Annotated in this window: 17 protein-coding genes; 6 read left to right on the top strand and 11 right to left on the bottom strand. The window is 62.4% G+C overall.

The genetic code is table 11. The annotated features are described in order from the left end of the window. The 6 genes from LSO07_RS13100 to LSO07_RS13125 are packed head-to-tail and all read left to right on the top strand — an operon-like array spanning position 1 to position 5,434. A complete protein-coding gene (locus tag LSO07_RS13100; RefSeq protein WP_070253622.1) occupies positions 1-366 on the top strand; it encodes a FliM/FliN family flagellar motor switch protein in 366 nt (121 codons plus the stop codon). Continuing rightward, positions 363-1,133 carry a flagellar type III secretion system pore protein FliP gene (gene fliP / locus LSO07_RS13105; RefSeq protein WP_034787879.1) on the top strand — a complete coding sequence of 257 codons (771 nt, stop codon included), beginning with the start codon at positions 363-365 and terminating at the stop codon, positions 1,131-1,133. The genes LSO07_RS13100 and fliP overlap by 4 nt, the downstream gene beginning before the upstream one ends. Positions 1,134-1,136: 3 nt before the next feature. Then, positions 1,137-1,409 (top strand): flagellar biosynthetic protein FliQ, encoded by a 273-nt coding sequence (locus LSO07_RS13110; RefSeq protein WP_034757874.1) that lies wholly within the window; start codon positions 1,137-1,139, stop codon positions 1,407-1,409. Between the two features lie 11 nt (positions 1,410-1,420). Continuing rightward, the gene (locus LSO07_RS13115; RefSeq protein ID WP_070253621.1) at positions 1,421-2,221 is read left to right on the top strand and encodes a flagellar biosynthetic protein FliR; all 801 of its coding nucleotides are present in this window, start codon (positions 1,421-1,423) and stop codon (positions 2,219-2,221) included. Further along, positions 2,211-3,350 carry an EscU/YscU/HrcU family type III secretion system export apparatus switch protein gene (locus LSO07_RS13120; RefSeq protein WP_151094653.1) on the top strand — a complete coding sequence of 380 codons (1,140 nt, stop codon included), beginning with the start codon at positions 2,211-2,213 and terminating at the stop codon, positions 3,348-3,350. Before LSO07_RS13115 ends, LSO07_RS13120 begins: the two co-directional genes overlap by 11 nt. Further along, on the top strand, positions 3,347-5,434 hold the full coding sequence (locus tag LSO07_RS13125) for a flagellar biosynthesis protein FlhA (RefSeq protein WP_070253620.1): 2,088 nt from the start codon (positions 3,347-3,349) through the stop codon (positions 5,432-5,434). The genes LSO07_RS13120 and LSO07_RS13125 overlap by 4 nt, the downstream gene beginning before the upstream one ends. 65 nt (positions 5,435-5,499) lie before the next feature. Here the strand turns inward: LSO07_RS13125 and LSO07_RS13130 are convergent, their stop codons facing one another. The 11 genes from LSO07_RS13130 to LSO07_RS13180 all read right to left on the bottom strand — a co-directional run bounded on the left by LSO07_RS13130 (position 5,500) and on the right by LSO07_RS13180 (position 18,181). Further along, on the bottom strand, positions 5,500-6,606 hold the full coding sequence (locus LSO07_RS13130) for a hypothetical protein (protein WP_191909663.1): 1,107 nt from the start codon (positions 6,604-6,606) through the stop codon (positions 5,500-5,502). Between the two features lie 57 nt (positions 6,607-6,663). Then, positions 6,664-7,539 carry a flagellin N-terminal helical domain-containing protein gene (locus tag LSO07_RS13135; protein WP_034787895.1) on the bottom strand — a complete coding sequence of 292 codons (876 nt, stop codon included), beginning with the start codon at positions 7,537-7,539 and terminating at the stop codon, positions 6,664-6,666. A gap of 181 nt (positions 7,540-7,720) precedes the next feature. Beyond that, positions 7,721-8,593, bottom strand: coding sequence for a flagellin N-terminal helical domain-containing protein (locus LSO07_RS13140; protein ID WP_070253617.1), 873 nt, complete (start codon positions 8,591-8,593; stop codon positions 7,721-7,723). A 242-nt stretch (positions 8,594-8,835) separates the two neighbouring features. Continuing rightward, positions 8,836-9,711, bottom strand: a complete 876-nt coding sequence (locus tag LSO07_RS13145; protein ID WP_070253616.1) for a flagellin N-terminal helical domain-containing protein — start codon at positions 9,709-9,711, stop codon at positions 8,836-8,838. 138 nt (positions 9,712-9,849) lie between these two features. Further along, positions 9,850-10,614 carry a class I SAM-dependent methyltransferase gene (locus LSO07_RS13150; protein WP_034784226.1) on the bottom strand — a complete coding sequence of 255 codons (765 nt, stop codon included), beginning with the start codon at positions 10,612-10,614 and terminating at the stop codon, positions 9,850-9,852. A 10-nt stretch (positions 10,615-10,624) separates the two neighbouring features. Further along, positions 10,625-11,080 (bottom strand): GNAT family N-acetyltransferase, encoded by a 456-nt coding sequence (locus LSO07_RS13155; RefSeq protein WP_191909664.1) that lies wholly within the window; start codon positions 11,078-11,080, stop codon positions 10,625-10,627. Next, entirely contained in the window at positions 11,077-12,048 is a 972-nt protein-coding gene (locus LSO07_RS13160; RefSeq protein WP_092610863.1) for a hypothetical protein, read from the bottom strand. The genes LSO07_RS13155 and LSO07_RS13160 overlap by 4 nt, the downstream gene beginning before the upstream one ends. Further along, positions 12,045-13,034 carry a glycoside hydrolase family 32 protein gene (locus LSO07_RS13165; RefSeq protein ID WP_151094655.1) on the bottom strand — a complete coding sequence of 330 codons (990 nt, stop codon included), beginning with the start codon at positions 13,032-13,034 and terminating at the stop codon, positions 12,045-12,047. Before LSO07_RS13165 ends, LSO07_RS13160 begins: the two co-directional genes overlap by 4 nt. Before the next feature lie 106 nt (positions 13,035-13,140). After that, positions 13,141-13,851 carry a WbqC family protein gene (locus LSO07_RS13170; RefSeq protein ID WP_151094657.1) on the bottom strand — a complete coding sequence of 237 codons (711 nt, stop codon included), beginning with the start codon at positions 13,849-13,851 and terminating at the stop codon, positions 13,141-13,143. Continuing rightward, complete coding sequence (gene vioA, locus LSO07_RS13175) at positions 13,848-14,996, bottom strand: dTDP-4-amino-4,6-dideoxy-D-glucose aminotransferase VioA (RefSeq protein ID WP_151094659.1); 1,149 nt, start codon at positions 14,994-14,996, stop codon at positions 13,848-13,850. The genes LSO07_RS13170 and vioA overlap by 4 nt, the downstream gene beginning before the upstream one ends. After that, positions 14,993-18,181: a tetratricopeptide repeat protein gene (locus tag LSO07_RS13180; RefSeq protein ID WP_191909665.1), complete on the bottom strand. Its 3,189-nt coding sequence runs from the start codon at positions 18,179-18,181 to the stop codon at positions 14,993-14,995. Before LSO07_RS13180 ends, vioA begins: the two co-directional genes overlap by 4 nt. Positions 18,182-18,335: the final 154 nt, after the last annotated feature.

Genomic DNA, 18,335 nt, shown 5'->3' on the forward strand with positions numbered 1-18,335 from the left:
ATGAATCTGAACGATACCAACCAGAGCGAAACCCTGCTGGAAGACCTGGGCGATGACATGATCATCGACCAGGGCGATGTGTCCGACGTGGCCAGCGGCCGTGCGCGGCGCGACATTCCGCAGATGATGCGCAAGATTCCCGTGACCCTGACCCTGGAAGTGGGCTCGGCCCGCATCTCGCTCGAAGAGCTGATGGCCATCGGCCCTGAAAGCGTGATCGAACTCGACATGCTGGCCGGCGAACCGCTGGTGATCAAGGTCAATGGCACGCCGATCGGCCGCGCCGAAGTGGTGGTGGCCGGCGAGAACTATGGCCTGAAAGTCATCGACCTCGACGGCCTCAATCTCGACCTGATGACAGCATGAAGCTGGCGGTACCCGGTTTGAGCCGGCGCCGCGGCGCGCTGGCTGCCGCGCTGGCTGTTCCCGTTCTGATGCTGTGCTGCGCCGCCGCCGGGGCGCAGGATTTATTGTCCGGCGTGGTGCCGGGTGCAAAGACCGACCTGTCGGTCAAGATGCAGATACTGGTCGTCATGACCCTGCTCGGGCTGCTGCCCGTGATGGTCATGATGATGACCAGCTTTACCCGTTTCGTCATCGTGCTGTCCCTGCTGCGCCAGGCCCTTGGCCTGCAGCAGGGCTTGCCCAACCGCATCGTCACCGGCATCGCCCTGATTCTCACCTTGCTGGTCATGCGCCCCATCGGCGACCAGGTGTGGAAGGAAGCGTTCGTGCCGTACGACCGCGACCAGATCGGCATGCAGGAAGCCCTGAAGATCGCCGAAGTGCCGATTTCGCGCTTCATGCTGGCGCAGACGAGCAAGGCCGCGCTGGCGCAGATCGCGCACCTGGCCGGCGAACCGTCGAGCATGCGCCCGCAAGACCACAGTTTCACGGTCAAGCTGGCCGCGTTTGTGTTGTCCGAACTCAAGACGGCGTTCCAGATCGGCTGCATGCTGTTCATCCCGTTCCTCATCATCGATCTGGTGGTGGCGTCCGTGCTGATGGCGATGGGCATGATGATGCTGTCGCCGCTGGTCATTTCGCTGCCGTTCAAGCTGCTGTTGTTCGTCCTGGTCGATGGCTGGACCCTGACCGTCAACACCTTAGTTACCAGCATACAGGGCTATTGATCCATGTTTACCCCTGAAGTCGCCGTCGACCTGATCATCGAAGCGTTGCATGTCGTCATGCTGCTGGTGGTGATCCTGGTCGTGCCGGGTTTGCTCATGGGCTTGCTGGTCGCGCTGGTGCAGGCGGCCACCTCGATCAATGAACAGACCATGAGTTTCCTGCCGCGCCTGCTGGTCACCTTGCTGGCCCTGATCCTGGCCGGACGCTGGATGGCCGGTTACCTGATGGATTATTGCGTGTCCATTTTTCAGCGCGCCGCCACCCTGGTCGGATAGCGCCGCGCGCCATGGATCAGATTTTCAATCAGGTGCTGCCGTTTCTGCTGGCCGTGTGGTGGCCGTTCTGCCGCATCCTGGCCATGCTCAGCGCCTCGCCCGTGATCGGCGACGCCATGGTGCCCGTCCCCGTGCGGGTGCTGCTGTCGCTGGTGCTGGCGATCCTGATGCTGCCCGTGATGCAGGCGTCGGGCGTGTCGCAGGACTTGCTGAAGATCGATCCGTTTTCCCTGCACGCCCTCGTCGCCACCCTGGAGCAGGCCATCATCGGCTTCGTCCTCGGTCTGGCCTTCCACTTCGCCATGTCCGTCATGTCGGTGCTCGGCTACCTGGTGTCGAGCCAGGTGGGTTTTTCCATGGCCGTGATGAACGATCCGCTTAACGGCACTTCGTCGGACGTGATCACGGGTTTGCTCACCATCATGTGCATGATCGTGTTTTTCGCCATCGACGGCCACCTGGTGCTGACGGGCGTGATCGGCGCCAGTTTCACGGCCTGGCCCGTGGGGCAGGGCTATGGGCCGCTGCTGCTGCAGACGGTGGCGTATAACGTGGCGTGGATCTTCGCCGCCGCCATGCTGCTGGCCTTGCCCATCGTCTTTTCCACCATGGTGGTGCAACTGGGCTTTGGCTTCCTGAACCGGGTGGCGCCGTCGCTGAACCTGTTTTCGCTGGGGTTTTCCATGATCACCATGTTCGGTCTGCTGATGCTGATACAGATCGTGCGCTTTATTCCTGAGCACTACATCGCCATGACCAACCGCGTGCTCGACATGATCCAGGAACAGATGCGGGTGGCCCATGGCGGATAGCAGCACGGGCGACAAGACAGAAAAGGCGTCAGCGCAGAAGCTGAAGAAATCGCGCCAGGAAGGGCAGGTGGTGCGTTCGCGCGACCTGTCGACGGCGCTGGGCATCCTGATCAGCATGAAGGTCTTCATTTATCTGCTGCCGGGCTATCTGCTGAGCTTTCGCGAGCTGTTCGCCATGGCCTTCATGCCGCTCGACAGCAAGGGTGCGCTGGAAAATGCCATGTCGATGGCGTTTACGACATCGGTGGGCTTGCTGATCAAGATGATCGTGCCGCTGTTTTGCGTGCCCCTGTTTGTTGTGCTTGGTTCCTTGATTCCTGGCGGCTGGGTCATCAGCACGAAGAACTGGATGCCGAAGATGGAGCGCCTGAGCCCCGCCAAGAACCTGGGCCGTCTGTTTGCGCCCAAGCATGCTTTCGAATTCGGCTTGTCCATCGCCAAGGCCGTCGTGCTGGGCATGGTGCTGGTGCATGTGAGCCGCTCCAGCCTGACGCAGTACGTGGACTTGCAGCACCGGCCCTTGCAGCAGGCCATGCTCGATGGCTCCGCGCTGATGCTCGATGGCTTGATGGCGCTCATTTCCGTCTTCGTGCTGTTTGCCATCATCGACGTGCCGGCGCAGGCGTTTTTCTTTGCCCGCAACCAGCGCATGAGCAAGCAGGATGTCAAGGAAGAACATAAGAGCAGCGAAGGCCGTCCCGAAGTGCGCCAGCGCATCCGCCAGTTGCAGCAGCAGATCGGCCGGCGCAGCGTGCGCAAGACCGTGCCCGACGCCGACGTGGTGATCGTCAATCCCGAGCATTACGCCGTCGCGCTGAAGTATGACCAGGACCGCGCCGAGGCGCCGTTCGTCGTGGCCAAGGGCGTCGACGAGATGGCGCTGTATATCCGGCAAGTGGCGAAGGAGCACCAAATTGAAACGCTGGAGTTGCCGCCGCTGGCGCGCGCCATCTACAACACCAGCCAGGTGCAGCAGCAGATTCCCGTGCAGCTGTACCAGGCCGTGTCGCAGGTGCTGAACTACATCCTGCAATTGAAAGCATTCCGGTCCGGGCAGCGTGCTGCCCAGCCCGTATTACCCACCGAGATGGCCGTGCCATCTCATCTGAGCGAGGTCGTACCGCCATGAATTTCCTGAACCGAGTGGTTGCTGAAATGCGCCGCCACAAGTTCGCCACGCCGCTGTTCCTGCTGGTGATCCTGGCAATGATCATCTTGCCGCTGCCGCCGGTGCTGCTCGATATCTTGTTCACTTTCAATATCGTGCTGGCACTGATCGTCATCCTCGTCAGCGTGTCGGCCAAGCGGCCGCTCGATTTCTCCGTCTTCCCGACGGTGATCCTGGCCACCACCATGCTCAGGCTGACCTTGAATGTGGCGTCGACGCGCGTGGTGCTGCTGCACGGCCATACGGGCGCGGATGCGGCCGGTAAGGTGATCGAGGCATTTGGTAACGTCGTGATCGGCGGTAACTTCGTCGTCGGTATCGTGGTCTTCGTGATCTTGATGATCATCAACTTCGCCGTCGTCACCAAGGGTGCCGAGCGTATCTCCGAAGTGTCCGCGCGCTTTACCCTCGACGCCTTGCCGGGCAAGCAGATGGCCATCGACGCCGACCTGAACGCCGGCCTGATCAACCAGGAAAAAGCCCAGATCCGCCGCAAGGACGTGGCCGCCGAAGCGGATTTCTATGGCGCCATGGACGGCGCGTCGAAGTTCGTGCGCGGCGATGCCGTCGCCAGTATCCTGATTTTGATCATCAACATGGTGGGCGGCGTGGCGATCGGCTCGCTGATGCACGACCTGTCGTTTGGCGATGCCTTCCGTCAATACGCACTCTTGACCATCGGTGATGGCCTGGTGGCGCAGATTCCGGCGCTGCTGCTGTCGGCCGCGGCCGCCATCCTGGTGACCCGCATCAGCGATTCGGGCGACTTCGAACAGCAAGTGGCGGGCCAGGTGCTGACGTCGCCAACGGTGATCTACAGCGCGGCCGGCATGATGGTGGCGCTGGCATTGATTCCGGGCATGCCATGGTTCATGTTCATGACCTTTGCCGGCGTGCTGGCTTTTGTTGCCTGGCGCCTGACCAAGCGCGTGAAAGGACCCGACGCGGCCGGCATGGCCGCCATCGAGGCAGCCTTGCGCGACGAGCGTCCGGCCGAACTGGAGTGGCAGCAACTGCCTGCCGTGCAGCCCTTGATGGTGATGCTCGGCTACAAGCTGGTTGGCATGGTGGATAAAACGCAAGGCGAACCGCTGAACAAGCGCGTCAAGGGCGTGCGCCAGAGCCTGTCCGAGGCGATGGGCTTGCTGCTGCCGAATATCGGCGTGCGCGACGACCTGGCCCTGAAACCGTCGCAATACGCCATCGTGCTGTCGGGCACCGTGGTGGCGCAGGCGGAAGTGCAGGCCGACCGCCTGATGGCGATCCCGTCGCCGAATGTGTATGGCCAGCTGGACGGCATTCCCGGCATCGAGCCGGCCTACGGCATGCCCGTCACGTGGATCGAACCGGGTGAGAAGGCGCATGCGCTGGGCCTCGGCTACCAGGTCATCGAGGCGCCCAGCGTGATCGCCACGCACTTGTCGAAGATGGTGCGCGAATACCTGCCTGAACTGTTCCGCCACGAAGACGTCTCGAACATGATGGAGCGCCTGACGGCCCTGTCGCCGAAACTGGCTGGCGCGCTGGACAAGGCGCTGACGCACACGCAGCTGCTGCGCGTGTTCCGCGTCTTGCTGGCGGAAAATGTGTCGCTGAAGGATATCGTGCCCATCGCCACCACCTTGCTCGACAGCTCGGAAACGACCAAGGATCCGATCCTGCTGGCGGCCGAAGTGCGCTGCGCGCTGCGGCGCCAGATCGTCAGCGGGCTGTTTGGCCAGAAGATGGAAATGCAGGCGTTTAACCTGGGCGGCGAGCTGGAAAACATGCTGCTTGGCTCCCTGAACCAGGCACGCCAGTCGGGCAAGGTGACCCTGGATAACTATCCGATCGACCCGCATCTGCTGTCGCAGCTGCAAGTGAACATGCCGGTGGCGCGCGAACAGATGAAGCAGCAGGCCACGCCGCCGCTGCTGCTGGTGCTGCCGCAGATCCGTCCGCTGCTGGCCCGCTATGCGCGCCTGTTCGCGCCTGGCCTGCATGTGCTGTCGTACAACGAAATCCCGGAAAACCGCGAAGTGAGCATCATCGGCACGGTGGGGTAATTGTAGGAACGATAGAAAACGGCGCTTCGGGCGCCGTTTTTTTTTGCTGTATCAATTCTGTTGCGTCAATCCTGTTCGTCGATGGGCGGCAGCAGGTCGTGCTCCTGGCCGTCGGCCAGCAGCAGTACGGTGCCGCCTTGCGCCGTCTCTTCGTCGTCGCCATAGTCGTAACCGAGCGGCGCCGCCACTTCCTTCGAGACGGCGATGGTTTCCTCTTCGGCCGCCGCCGCGGCTTCGCTGGCAGCGGGCGCATCGGGATCGGCCGCCGCTTCCGCTTCCGGTTGCGTCAGCAGCAGCGCCACTTCGGCCATGGCGCGGAACAGTGCCAGCGACAGCGAGGCGGCACCCGCCTGCATCGGGTAGTTGCCGTGCACGCGCTGGGCATGCAGCTGGCGGTTCAGGCGGCAGCGCACCACGCGCAGGCCCGCGCGCCGCACGGCGTCGGCGATCTCGGGCAGGGCCAGGCGCAAATGGCGCAATGCGGCTTCCTCGTCGGCGGCCAGTTCCAGCAGCACGCCGTCGCCGGCCGGCTCCATCTGGATCACGACCCGGCCGATGCCGATGATGATCAGTTCGACGCGCAGCGCCACCTTGCCGCGCCGCCTGGGCGTTGCATCTTCGTCTTCGTCGCTGGCCAGCACGCGCAGCAGCAGGCGCTGGCCGCCCCAGCCATATACGGCGAAGCGCCATGCTTCGCTGTCGACGCTCAAGGGCGGGCGGGCGCCTTCTCGCAGCAGGGCCGGTTGCTGCTCGGCCATGAACAGGTTGCCCGGCACGTGCTGGCCGCGCGCCTGCTCCTGCAGGGCCGCATATTGCTCGCCATACGTCTTGACCATCACGCGCCACGAGGCGGCCAGCTGCGCCGCGTCGGGCGGTTGCCAGACCAGCTGGCGCGTGAAGAACAGTTGATTGACCTGCATGGCGCTGCTGTCGCGCGGCATGGCGCCGCCCGTGCCATCGGCATTGGGCTTGATGAGGGACGCCAGGCTATCTTGCCCCTTCTGTTGCAGCTGGGCGGGCAGGGTGCCGGCGTCGGGCGCGGGCGCCATGTAGGGGCCGATGGGCACCAGCGGCTGGACCACGCCCGGCACCATCGGCGTCGCGGGGCTGACGTCGAAGCGCTGGGTAATCAGGGGCACCGGGTTGCCCGATGAGATGCGGTCTATCGCCATGCCATTGCTTCCTGCTGATACATATTCATCCGATCCGCCATCGCGCCCTGCCAGTCACTATTGTAGTAAAGAAAGAATCAGCTTGCTCATGCTCTGGCTTTGCTTGAGCATGGCCGTGCTCGCTTGCAGCAGCATTTGCGCCGAGGTCATGTTGGCGCTTTCGGCCGCGTAGTCGACATCCATGATGCGGCCGATGGCTGCCCTGGTATTGGTGATCATGTTCGACAGGTTGTTGTAGACGTGTCCGAGCCGGTTCGCGGTGGCGCCCAGCGCCGAGCGCACGCTGCCGACCTTGTCGACGGCCGCCGCCAGCATGTCGATCATGCCGTTGGCGCTGCTGTTGCTGGCAAATTCGCTGCCGGCTGTGGCGCCTGGCGCGAAATTGACGGAGATCGCCTGCAGGGCGGCATCCAGGCCGGCCATGTCGCCCGCCACGTTGAACTGCATGGTCTCGCTGCCGGTGGCGCCGATCTGGAACGTCATGGCTTGCGACAGGGTGCCCTTGCCGGCGCTGCCGTTGCCCAGCAATAAAGTGCCGCCGTAGCGGGTGTTCGTCATCACGTTGTACAGCTCGGCGCCCAGCGCATCGTATTCGCCTTGCATGGCCTCGCGGTCCTTCTGGTTCGACGAGGCGTCCGCCGCCTGGGTGGCCAGGTCCTTCATGCGCACCAGCATGCTGGTGACTTCGCCAAACGCGCCTTCGGCCGTCTGCAGCAGGGAAGTACTGTTTTGCGTGTTGCGCATGGCCACGGCCATGCCGCTGGTCTGGGCGCTCAGCCTGGTGGCGATCTGCAAGCCTGCCGCATCGTCCATGGCCGAGTTGATGCGAAAACCGGTGGAGAGGCGCGTCATCGACGTCGACAGCATTTGCTGGGCCCAGCCCATGGCCCGCTGGGCTGACAGTGCGGCAGTATTGGTATGAATGCTCAGCACGCGGCGGCTCCAGTGGAAGATTGTTTGGTGTTCTACCTTGTATAGGCGACTATGCCGGCAACATCGTTAAACGTGATGGCAATTTAGTTCAAGATGCGGGAAATGCGAGACACGGCAGGCGAAAAAAAAGCCAGACCGGAGTCTGGCTTCGAGAGACTGGCCGCGAGCGGCCAAGTCACTATTATTGCAGCAGGGACATGACCATCGAGGACATGCTGTTGCTTTGTTTCAGCATCGCGGTGCCAGCTTGCAGCAGCATTTGCGACGACGTCATGTTCGAGCTTTCGGTAGCGAAGTCGGTGTCCATGATGCGGCCGGTAGCGGCTTTGGTGTTGGTGGCGATGTTCGACAAGTTGGTGTTGACGTGGTCCAGACGGTTAGCCGTCGCGCCCAGTGCCGAACGCACGGTGCTGACGCTGTCGATGGCGGTAGCCAGCAGGCCGATGGTGGCATTGGCGGAAGCGGTCAGTTCCGTGGAAGTCGTCGTGCCTGCCGACGAGAAGTTCGTGCTCAAGCCGCTCAGGGCGGTATTCAGCGCGCTCAGATTGGCGGAGACGTCAAAGCTCATTTTTTCGGTCGAGCTGGCGCCGATCTGGAACGTCATCGAAGCCGACAGCGTGCCATTGCCGGCTGCGCCGTTGCCCAGCAGCTTGGTGCCGCCGAACGTGGTGTTGGTCATGACGTTGTACAGTTCCTGGCCCAATGCATTGTATTCAGCTTGCATGGCGGTCTTGTCGTTGGCGGTCGACGAGGCATCGGCTGCCTGGGTGGCCAAGTCTTTCATGCGTACCAGCATGTTGGTCACTTCGGCGAACGCGCCTTCAGCCGTTTGCAGCAGCGAGGTGCTGTTTTGCGTGTTGTTCATTGCAACGGTCATGCCGCTGGTTTGTGCTTTCAGGCGGGTTGCGATCTGCAGGCCGGCAGCATCGTCCATGGCCGAGTTGATGCGGAAGCCGGTGCTCAGGCGCGTCATCGAAGTCGACAGTTTGGATTGGGTATTCGTGATCGAATTTTGTGCCGACAGGGAGGCAGCGTTGGTGTGAAGGCTCAGCATGGTGTCATTCCTAATTGGGTGGTTGCGGTGAGGAGCGACTTTTAGCTGCTCCTATCAGTACAAGACGACCGTGCCGCCACCTTAATTAAATGCTTTAAGGAAATTTTTTGAAATAAATGCCATTTCTTGCTCCGCCGCCCTGTTTCGCCCGTGTTGCGGCATGCTTGCGCCAGCTGCGCACGAAAAAAAAGCCAGACCGGAGTCTGGCTTCGAGAGTCTGGCCGCGAGCGGCCAAGTCCATATTATTGCAGCAGGGACATGACCATCGAGGACATGCTGTTGCTTTGTTTCAGCATCGCGGTGCCAGCTTGCAGCAGCATTTGCGACGACGTCATGTTCGAGCTTTCGGTAGCGAAGTCGGTGTCCATGATGCGGCCGGTAGCGGCTTTGGTGTTGGTGGCGATGTTCGACAAGTTGGTGTTGACGTGGTCCAGACGGTTAGCCGTCGCGCCCAGTGCCGAACGCACGGTGCTGACGCTGTCGATGGCGGCGGCCAGCTTGCCGATGGTGGCGTTGGCGGTGGCGGTCAGTTCCGTGGCGCCGGTCGATGCGGCAGCGGCGAAGTTGGTGCTCAGGCCCGTCAGAGCTGCGTTCAGCGAGGTCAGGTTGCCGGAAACGTCGAAGCTCATTTTTTCGGTCGAGCTGGCGCCGATCTGGAACGTCATCGATGCCGACAGCGTGCCAGCCGTAGCAGCCGAACCGTCGCCCAGCAGCTTGGTGCCGCCGAACGTGGTGTTGGTCATGACGTTGTACAGTTCCTGGCCCAATGCATTGTATTCAGCTTGCATGGCGGTCTTGTCGTTGGCGGTCGACGAGGCATCGGCTGCCTGGGTTGCCAAGTCTTTCATGCGTACCAGCATGTTGGTCACTTCGGCGAACGCGCCTTCAGCCGTTTGCAGCAGCGAGGTGCTGTTTTGCGTGTTGTTCATCGCAACGGTCATGCCGCTGGTTTGTGCTTTCAGGCGGGTTGCGATCTGCAGGCCGGCAGCATCGTCCATGGCCGAGTTGATGCGGAAGCCGGTGCTCAGGCGCGTCATCGAAGTCGACAGTTTGGATTGGGTGTTCGTGATCGAATTTTGTGCCGACAGGGAGGCAGCGTTGGTGTGAAGGCTCAGCATGGTGTCATTCCTAATTGGGTGGTTGCGGTGAGGAGCGACTTTTAGCTGCTCCTATCAGTACAAGACGACCGGGCCGCGGCACTTATTAAATGCAATGAGGAAATATTTTTATTTTTTCCCCGCATATCGACTGACTGCTCAAACCGCTGGTGCCGGCGCCGTGGGGCCGCGCGTGCAGAGCAGGAAAATACTCGAGCATAAATCCGGATATTGCTGGCCTAATTGATAACAGCCATCCAGGTACGCGGGAGAAATGATGTCTGTCTGCAGCAAGCGATCCCATTGGAAGTTGGCCAGGGCCTTGAAGAAGATGCCGGAGCGGTGCACCACGTTCAGGCCAGCGGCGCGCGCATCGCGTTCCAGGGTATCGAGCGTGTAGGTGCAGCGGTGGCCATGTTCGGCCTCGGCCGGCGTGACGGCCGTATTGTGGCTGATCAAGCCCATTTTGACGGCGATCTGGCGCGACGGCGCATTCGCGTTGGGGCAGACGAGGAAAAAACTGCCGCCGTCGGCCAGCCATTCGTCATTGATGCGCTTGAGCACCGCAACGGGATCATCGATATGTTCCAGCACGTGCGTGAGCACGATATTGTCATATTTGCGCGGCAGGACGGCCTGTTCGAAGCGCGAGACGATGATTTGCGCCGCCGTGCCCAGTTTCGCGCGTGCCTCCGCGGCGGCCACTTCGGACGCCTCGACGCAGGTGATGTCGTCGAAGTGGCTGGCCAGGCGCCGCGTCAGGTCGCCCTTGAAGCTGCCCAGTTCGAGCAGGCTGCCAGGGCGGAAAAAAGGCTGGAACGACGTCAGCATATAGGGATGCATGACATCGAAATCGAAGCCGTAGGCATATTTCCTGGCCTGGCTGTCGATCATTTCTTGATTGTAATCACGTGTATTGGTCATGGCGGTCTCGCTATGGGTGAATTAGTTGTAGCTGCATGCGCAGCATCGTGCCTTCCGCCGGGCCGGCCGGCAGGAACCCCGCTGCGCCATACAGGGCAAGTGCGGCATGGTTGTCGCCGGCCACTTCCAGGGAAGCGTGCCGCATGCCATCACGGCGCGCCTGTTCCAGGCACAGTTCCAGCAGGCGGCCCGCGATGCCCAGGCGCCAAAAGTCGCCGAGTACGCTGACATTGCTGATGTGGACGGTTGCCGACGCGTCGTGTTGGTAGGCGGCCAGCAAGCCCGCCAGGCGCGGACCCGACCACGCCTCGTAGCGCAGTGCCCGGGCATGCAGCTTGCTGACGTAGGCGCCCAACTCCGTGCGTGCGCGCAAGGCGGCCAAAAAACCGGCATCGCAGGCCAGGAAGTGCGCCAGCAGCGCGTCTTCACCCGCCTGCCCGTGCCGGTAGTCGAGCACTGGCATCATTGTTCCAGCACGGCCAGGCCGAAGCCGTGGCGGCCGAACTGGTTGCCGTTGTAGAGCAGGTAGACTGCGCCGTCGCATTCGAACACGTGCGGATAGCATTGCATGTCGCTATCCCATGCGCCATCAGTGCCGTGCAGCGCCGGTTGCTCGTCGTCGCGCGTCCAGTTGACCAGGTCGTCGGACCAGGCATGGCCGATGCGGTAGCCGCGCCCGCTGTTGACGCGGAAATCCGACGATTGGCGATAGCAGAAGAACATGTGGTGGCGCCCGTCGATCGTCACCACTGTGGGCAGGGCCTGGCTTTCGTCGGCGCCGAGCCGGTCGCTGATGATCTGGCGTGCCTCTTCCTTGGTCCAGTTGATGCCGTCGCTGGAGACGGCATGGCCGATCTTGTAGGTGCGGTCGGGCGCGCTGTCGGCGCTGTAGCGGCGCCAGCCCGTGCCGAAGATGTACCACATGTGGAACACGTCGCCGATGCGCTTGACGAAGCCATCGCCGACCAGGCAGGGTTCGTGCAGGGACGGGCCCAGTACGGGGCCGGGGCCGATGCGTTCGAACGTGAGGCCATCGTCATGGCTGATGGCCAGTCCGATGGCGGTATCCACGGACACGGAAACGCGCCGGTTCCAGCCGCAGGTGTAGCCATACACGGCGTCGCCATGGCGCATGACGCTCATGGGAAAAATGCCGTGTTCATCGAAGCAGCCCAGGGCGCCCAGGGCGATGACGGGCTGCTGCGCCACCCCAATGACGGTGCGCAAGTCTTTTTGCATGTCGACGAAGGCGATATGGCTCAGGTACTTGCCGTTCACGGGGTCTACCGCGCGGGTCGAGAAATAGATGCGCACGAAGTCGTCGAAGACCAGCGCCTGCGGCGACTGGGCGAAGTGCTGGCAGCCATTTGGCAGGACGTGTTCGGCGGGATCGAAGATATGGCCCAGCTTTTTCCACTGCAGGGTCTTGCTCATGCGAGGTTTCCTTCCAATACGGCCAGGCCGAAACCGTGGCGGCCCACCTGGTCGCCCAGGTAAGCCATGTAGATGCTGCCGTCGAGCTCGAAGACATGTGGATAGCTGATCATTTCAGCATCCCAGCCTTCCTCTGCCACGTCGATGCCCGCCTTGCTGTCGTCGCGCACCCAGTCGAGCAGGTTGCTGCTGGAAGCGTAGCCGATGCGGTAGCCAAATGCCTTGCCGCGGTAATTGCCGCTGTAGCGATAGCAAAAGAACATGTGGTACTTGCCATTCGCATAAAACACGTCGGGGCTGGCTTGCGCCTCGTCGGCCTCGACGCGGCTGTCGATCAGGTCGCGGTTGACCTTGTTCCAGTGCAGCCCATCGTCGGAAGTGGCCATGCGGATCTTGTAGACAGGCTCGGCGCGGCCATCGACCATCTTCCAGTTGCTGCCCGCGATATACCAGAGGTACCAGAGGTCGCCGAAACGGCGGATCTTCGGTCCGCTGAGGACGAATGGCTCGTCGGGCGTGTAGGGCAGTACGGGACCTTTGCCCAGCTTGCTGAAGGTGACGCCGTCGTCGTCGCTGACGGCGCCGCCGATAGCCACGTTGAAGGGCACGGATTCGCAGCGCGTCCAGCCCGCGTAATAGGCGCGCACCTGGCTGCCGTCGCGGATCACGGAGACAGGATAGGTGCCGAATTCATCGAACTCGCCCAGGCCGCCCAGGGCGAGAATCGGCTGCTCGCTGACCCGGCGTATCTTGAACAGGTCGCTGCGTTCGAGATCGACAAAGGCTGAATAGCTGACGTACTGGCCCTGCGCGTCGGGACCAGGACGGCATGAGAAGTACACGCGCACGTAGTCGTCGAACACGAGCGTGGCAGGCGCCTGGGCAAATTCCTTCAGCCAGGGCCGTCCTTCGACGGCCTGGGGCGTGAATACCTTGCCGAGTTTTTTCCAGCGGAAGGGCGCTTCGCGTGGGGAGGATTGAATCATTGTTATTCCTTGCTTGCGCCGGGCGCGTCCACGGCTGGCGTGGCGTGGATGCCTGCACGGGCATGGTTAGAGGTCGTCATGGGCTGATGCTTGCGCGCTGCCGCTGTCAGGCAGGCGGATGAATGACATCATACTGATTCTGGATGGCAAGTTGCAATGTTTGCGGGGCATTGAACATCATGGCATCGACGATCGACAGCCACGGCACGAATTCGCCGCCGAACTGCGCATAGCTCGCCGGGCGCGGCTGGATGAATTCCAGGACGATGCCGCGGGCCTGGAAGGCCTCCGCCTGGTACAGCTCCTGGCCGCCGGATGCATTGATGTAGCGCTGCGCACCCACCGCCTGGCACAGGGCCAGCACCTTGTCCTGGCTCTTGAGTCCATGATCGATGGCAATGCCGGACGAGCGCACCAGGGGCGTGTCGATGCCCAGCTGGCGGCAGGTCGCTTCCAGGCTGTGCAGCAGGAAGTCGAACAGGTTGGCGGCAGGGTGGCGCACCACCGCTTCGAGCAGCGGAAAGATGTCCTGGAAGTGCGGCGCGCGCGCATACGCCGCCTTCAGCTGGTTCAGCAGCTTTTCCCCGTCAAACTGGGCCGAGACCTCGCGCTCGCCGATGTGCAGCTGGTCCGAGCCGTTTTTCAGCGGCACGCTGAAGGTCGCGTCTTGCCCGTTGAGCAGCATGCGGTTGCGGTTGATCCAGCCTTTCTTCGTGTACTTGATGTTGTCGTAGACGATGAACAGGTCGGCCGCCGCGATCAGCTGGTAATAGCCAATGTACGGCAGGAAATACGGCTGCATGATGGCCACTCTCATGCTGTTTTCAGCAGCGCCGCTGGCACCCCGTGCATGGCGATGAGGTCGCTGATGGCGTCGATCTGCGCCGTTTCCAGGGTCGGGTACAGGGGCAGGCAAATCACCTGTTCCGCCGCTCTGCGGGCCACGGGCAGGTTGGCGGGCGCCGCCGATGGCATGCCGCGGTACATGGGGAAGTCACTGATGAGCGGGTAGAAATAGCGCCGCGCATAGATATTGTTTTCGCGCAGTATGGCAAACAGCGCGTCGCGGCTCAGCGGAAATTCCGGCCGCACGAGGATGGGGAAGTACGCGTGATTGGTGGTGGCGTCCAGCGCCGGCTGCAGGCAGTCGATGCCATGCACGGGCGCCAGGTTGCGCCGGTAGCGCGCATCGATTTCCTTGCGCTGGGCCAGTGCCGCATCGATATTTTTCAGCTGCAGCAGGCCGAAGGCGGCGTTGATTTCGCTCATCTTGCCGTTGATGCCAGGCGCCACCACCGTGACTTCGTCGACGAAGCCGAAATTTTTCAGGTGGTCGATGCGCTGCTTGGTCTTGGCGTCCGGCGAGATGATGGCGCCGCCTTCGAAGGTGTTGAAGACCTTCGTGGCGTGAAAACTGAGGACGGACAGGTCGCCATGGTTGAGCACACTACCTCCCTGGTGGCGCACGCCGAACGCGTGTGCCGCGTCATAGATCACCTTGAGGTTGTAGTTGTCGGCGATCTTTTCAATGGCGGCGACGTCGCATGGCCGGCCGTAGCAGTGCACCGGCATGATGGCCGTGGTTTGCGGCGTGATGGCGGCCTCGATCTTGGCCGGGTCGAGGTTCAGGCTGTCCGGATCGATATCGACGAACACGGGCTTGATGCTATTCCACAGCAGCGAGTGCGCGGTGGCGACAAACGAATACGGCGTGGTGATGACTTCACCGTTGATGCGCAGCGCCTGCAGCGCCGTCATCAGCGCCAGGGTGCCATTGGCGAACAGGCTGATGTATTTCACGCCCAGGTAGTCGCACAATGCCTGTTCGAGTTGCTGGTGGAACGGGCCGCCATTCGTCAGGATCTTGTTTTCCCAGATGGTTTCCAGATAGGGCAGGAAGTCCTGCAAGTCAGGCAGCAGCGGCTGCGTGACATACACGGGTTTCTTGTTTTGCGTGCTCATGCGAGTCCAATCGGCGGGTTGGGGACGGCCACGGGGGCCTCGAACGAGACGGGCGGCAAGCCTTCGCACCAGCGCTGCCACATGATGCGCAGGCTGTTTTCCAGGCCTTCCGTAATCAGCTTGGGGTTGCCCATGGCCGATTGTTCCAGGCGGTGGCGCATGCTGTAGCGGTAGGCGCCCAGCAGCATCGGGTTGGCCGCCATGGCCTGTGCCTTGCGTACATAGTCGTCGTCATCCTTGGCGATGAATTCTTCCAGTCCCACCTGCAGCAGGATCGACGTGCCGGCGCGGCTGGGCATGGTGGCGCCAGCCGTCGTCAGGGTGGGCACGCCCATCCACAGCGCGTGGAAGGTCGTCGTGCCGCCGCCGTACGGGAAAGTGTCGAGGCAGATATCGACGCGATGGTGCATTGCCATGAACTGCGTCATGCCCGTGCGGCCCTCGAAGGTCAGGCGTTCCGGCGCGATGCCTTCTTCCTCGAACCAGTCCATGAGCAGCGGATACGGCGTGGAAGTGGGCATGGCCGCGATCAGCATGCGGGCATCCGGAATGGCGCGCAGCAGCATGGACCAGCGCGCGATGACCTGGCGGTTGATCTTGCTGAGGCGGTTGAAGCTGCCGAAGGTGAGGTAGCCATTCGCCAGCGCGGGAGCAGGGTGGATGCCGGGTGCATATTCCGATGGCAGGAACGGCGAGCAGGCCGGCAGCAGGACCAGCTTTTCCGTGAATTGACTGTCGAGTATGCCGTCCGGCGCGAAATAGGGATCGGTCAGGTAATAATCCATGGCACGCAGGCCCGTCGTCAGCGGATAGCCGATCCAGCTGGCCTGGATGGGGGCCGGCTTGCTGGCAAAGACCAGCAGGCGGTTCTTGCCCGTGTGGCCCGACAGGTCGATCAGGATGTCGATGCCGTCGTCGCGGATCTGCTGCGCCAGTTCGAGGTCGGTCATCTGCTCGACCTGGCGCCAGTGGGGGATGACTTCGCGCAAGCGCTGCGTGACGTGGTCATCCTGCGCATTGTTATGGTAGGCATGCAGCGACAGTCCCGCTTCGGCGCGGATATTCTCCAGCACCGGGATGATGAAATGTGGCACGGGATGGTTGTGCAGGTCGCCCGAGACCAGGCCCACTTTCAGGGTGCGCAGCGGGTCGCGCGCATTGCCGTGCTCCTTGACACTTTTCGCCACATGCGTCTCGAACGTATCGCTAAAGCGCAGATGCTCGGCAAACAGGGTGGCCGCATCGAGGTTGGCGCTGTGCGACAGCAGGAACAGGTAGTTGCTGAACAGGGTCTCCCACAGCGGGCACACTTTCAGGCCGGCGCGGCAGGTTTCGATGGCTTCATCGATGCGGCCGAGATTGCTCAGGGTGGCGCTGATGTTGACATAGGCGTCGCGAAAGTCGGGATTCAGGGCCAGCGCCGCGCGGTAGCATTCCAGCGCCGCAGTTGGCGCATTGGTCAGCGCGTGGCAGTTGCCGAGCGCGAAGTGGGCGCGCTCGTACGTGGGGTCGAGCGCAACCGCCGCCTGGTAGTGTGTCTGCGCCTGCCCATAGTTTTTTTGCGCCTGGAACACGGAGCCCAGGTTGCACATGGCCGAGACGTTCTTCGGGTTGAGTTCCAGCGCGCGCAGATAGGCGGCATGGGCTTCGTCGTAGCGCTGCAGTGCCTGCAGCGCCACGCCGAGATTGTTCTGCACCTCGTCGTTGTCCGGTTCGCGCTCGGTCGCGCCGTGATAGGCTTCGACGGCCAAGGCATAGCGGCGGATGGTGTTGTAATAATCGCCCAGCTGGTTGTAGGCGAGGGCGCTGCCGGGCGCCAGGTCGATCGCGCGCTGGAAGTACAGCAGAGCATTGTCCTGCTCTTCGGCGGCGCCGTAAACGATGGCCAGCTGGCCGCAGGCCTGGGCATCGCCGGGTTGCAGAAGCTGCGCGCGCTGGCACAAGGCGATGGCCGACGCATAATTTTTTTCCTGGCATTGCAGCAATCCCAGGCTGCTCAGCGCCTGCACGAAGTTGCCATCGATGGCCAGTGCCTGTTCATAGGCGGCGATGGCATCGCTGACGTGGCCCTGCGATTGCAGCGCGCGGGCCAGGTTGTTGTACAGCATGGCTTCGTTCGGCGTCGCCTCGATGGCGCGCCGGTAGCTGGCTGCTGCGCCCTTGAAGTCGTCCGCTTCATGCAGCGCGCTGGCCAGGTTGGCATGCACGGCGGTGTTATGCGGCGCCAGCTGCAGCACGGCGCGGTAACTGAAAATGGCGGCTTGCCATTGTTTCAGGTCTTGCTGGGCGTTGCCGAGATTGAGGTAGACTTCCGCGTCGCCGGGCAGCAGGGCCAGCGCCGCCTTGTAGCTGGCGATGGCGTCGTCATTGCGCTGCATCGCCTTTAACGTATTGCCAAGATTGAAGTGGGCCTTGGCATAATCGGGGCGCAGCGCCAGCGCCTGCCGGTAAGCCTGCTCGGCCTGCTCCAGCTGGCCCAGCGACTGCAAGGTCACGGCCAGGTTGCCATAAGCTTCGACAAAGTCCGGATTCAGCTGCAGCGCGCGCGTATAACTGGCGACGGCCTCCTCGTGCATGCCGCGCGCCTGGCAGGCGGTGCCCAGGTTGCCGTGCGCTTCGGCGTCGTGCGGCGCCAGCTCCACGGTGCGTTGCCATGCCTGCAGCGCATCCTTGCCCTGCTGTTGCAGCGCGGTGCCCAGCACGCTCCAGGCAAAGTCGGAGAGCGGGTAGCGCTGCGTCAGGTCGCGGCTGGCCGCTTCCAGCTCGGCATGGCGGCCGGCCTGGTACAGGTCGATGACGGCCTGGATTTCCTGTGCGTCCGGCGCGGCGGCAATCGCCGTTTCCACGCGCTTGCGCAGCGTTTGCGACTGTTCGTTGTCCAGCCCCCGGGTGATCGCTTCGTTGACGATTTCCAGCGCCTGCTCACGCTCGCCCGCTTTCAGCAAGCCGTCCGCGTAGGAGAGCCAGAACTGGCCTTCGTCCGGATTCACCGACAGCGCCTTGTGCAGGTATGGCAGGCCGGCCTTGAATTGGCCAACCTGTCCCGCCAGCAAGCCCATGTTGTGATTGGCGATGGCGTGATAAGGCTGGGCCTGCAAAATAGCCAGGTACAGCTCTTCTGCCTGCTCCAGCAGCCCCCCCTGGTGCGCCGCAAGCGCTGCTTGCAGGTCGGTGTCGAGAGGCATCTCAGTGGTGGCGCTATCGGTCATGGCAAGTGGGAAAAGTAAGGTCAGCTGGAATTGTAACTGTTGGGGAGGGGAATAGAAACTTTCCCATGGGAATTTTATTGCGTGGCGATGCGCCGCTGGCAGCGGCGTGCCCGCAAAGCCACAGCGCACC

It is taken from the genome of Janthinobacterium sp. PLB04, assembly GCF_021165895.1.
Lineage (GTDB): Bacteria > Pseudomonadota > Gammaproteobacteria > Burkholderiales > Burkholderiaceae_D > Janthinobacterium > Janthinobacterium lividum.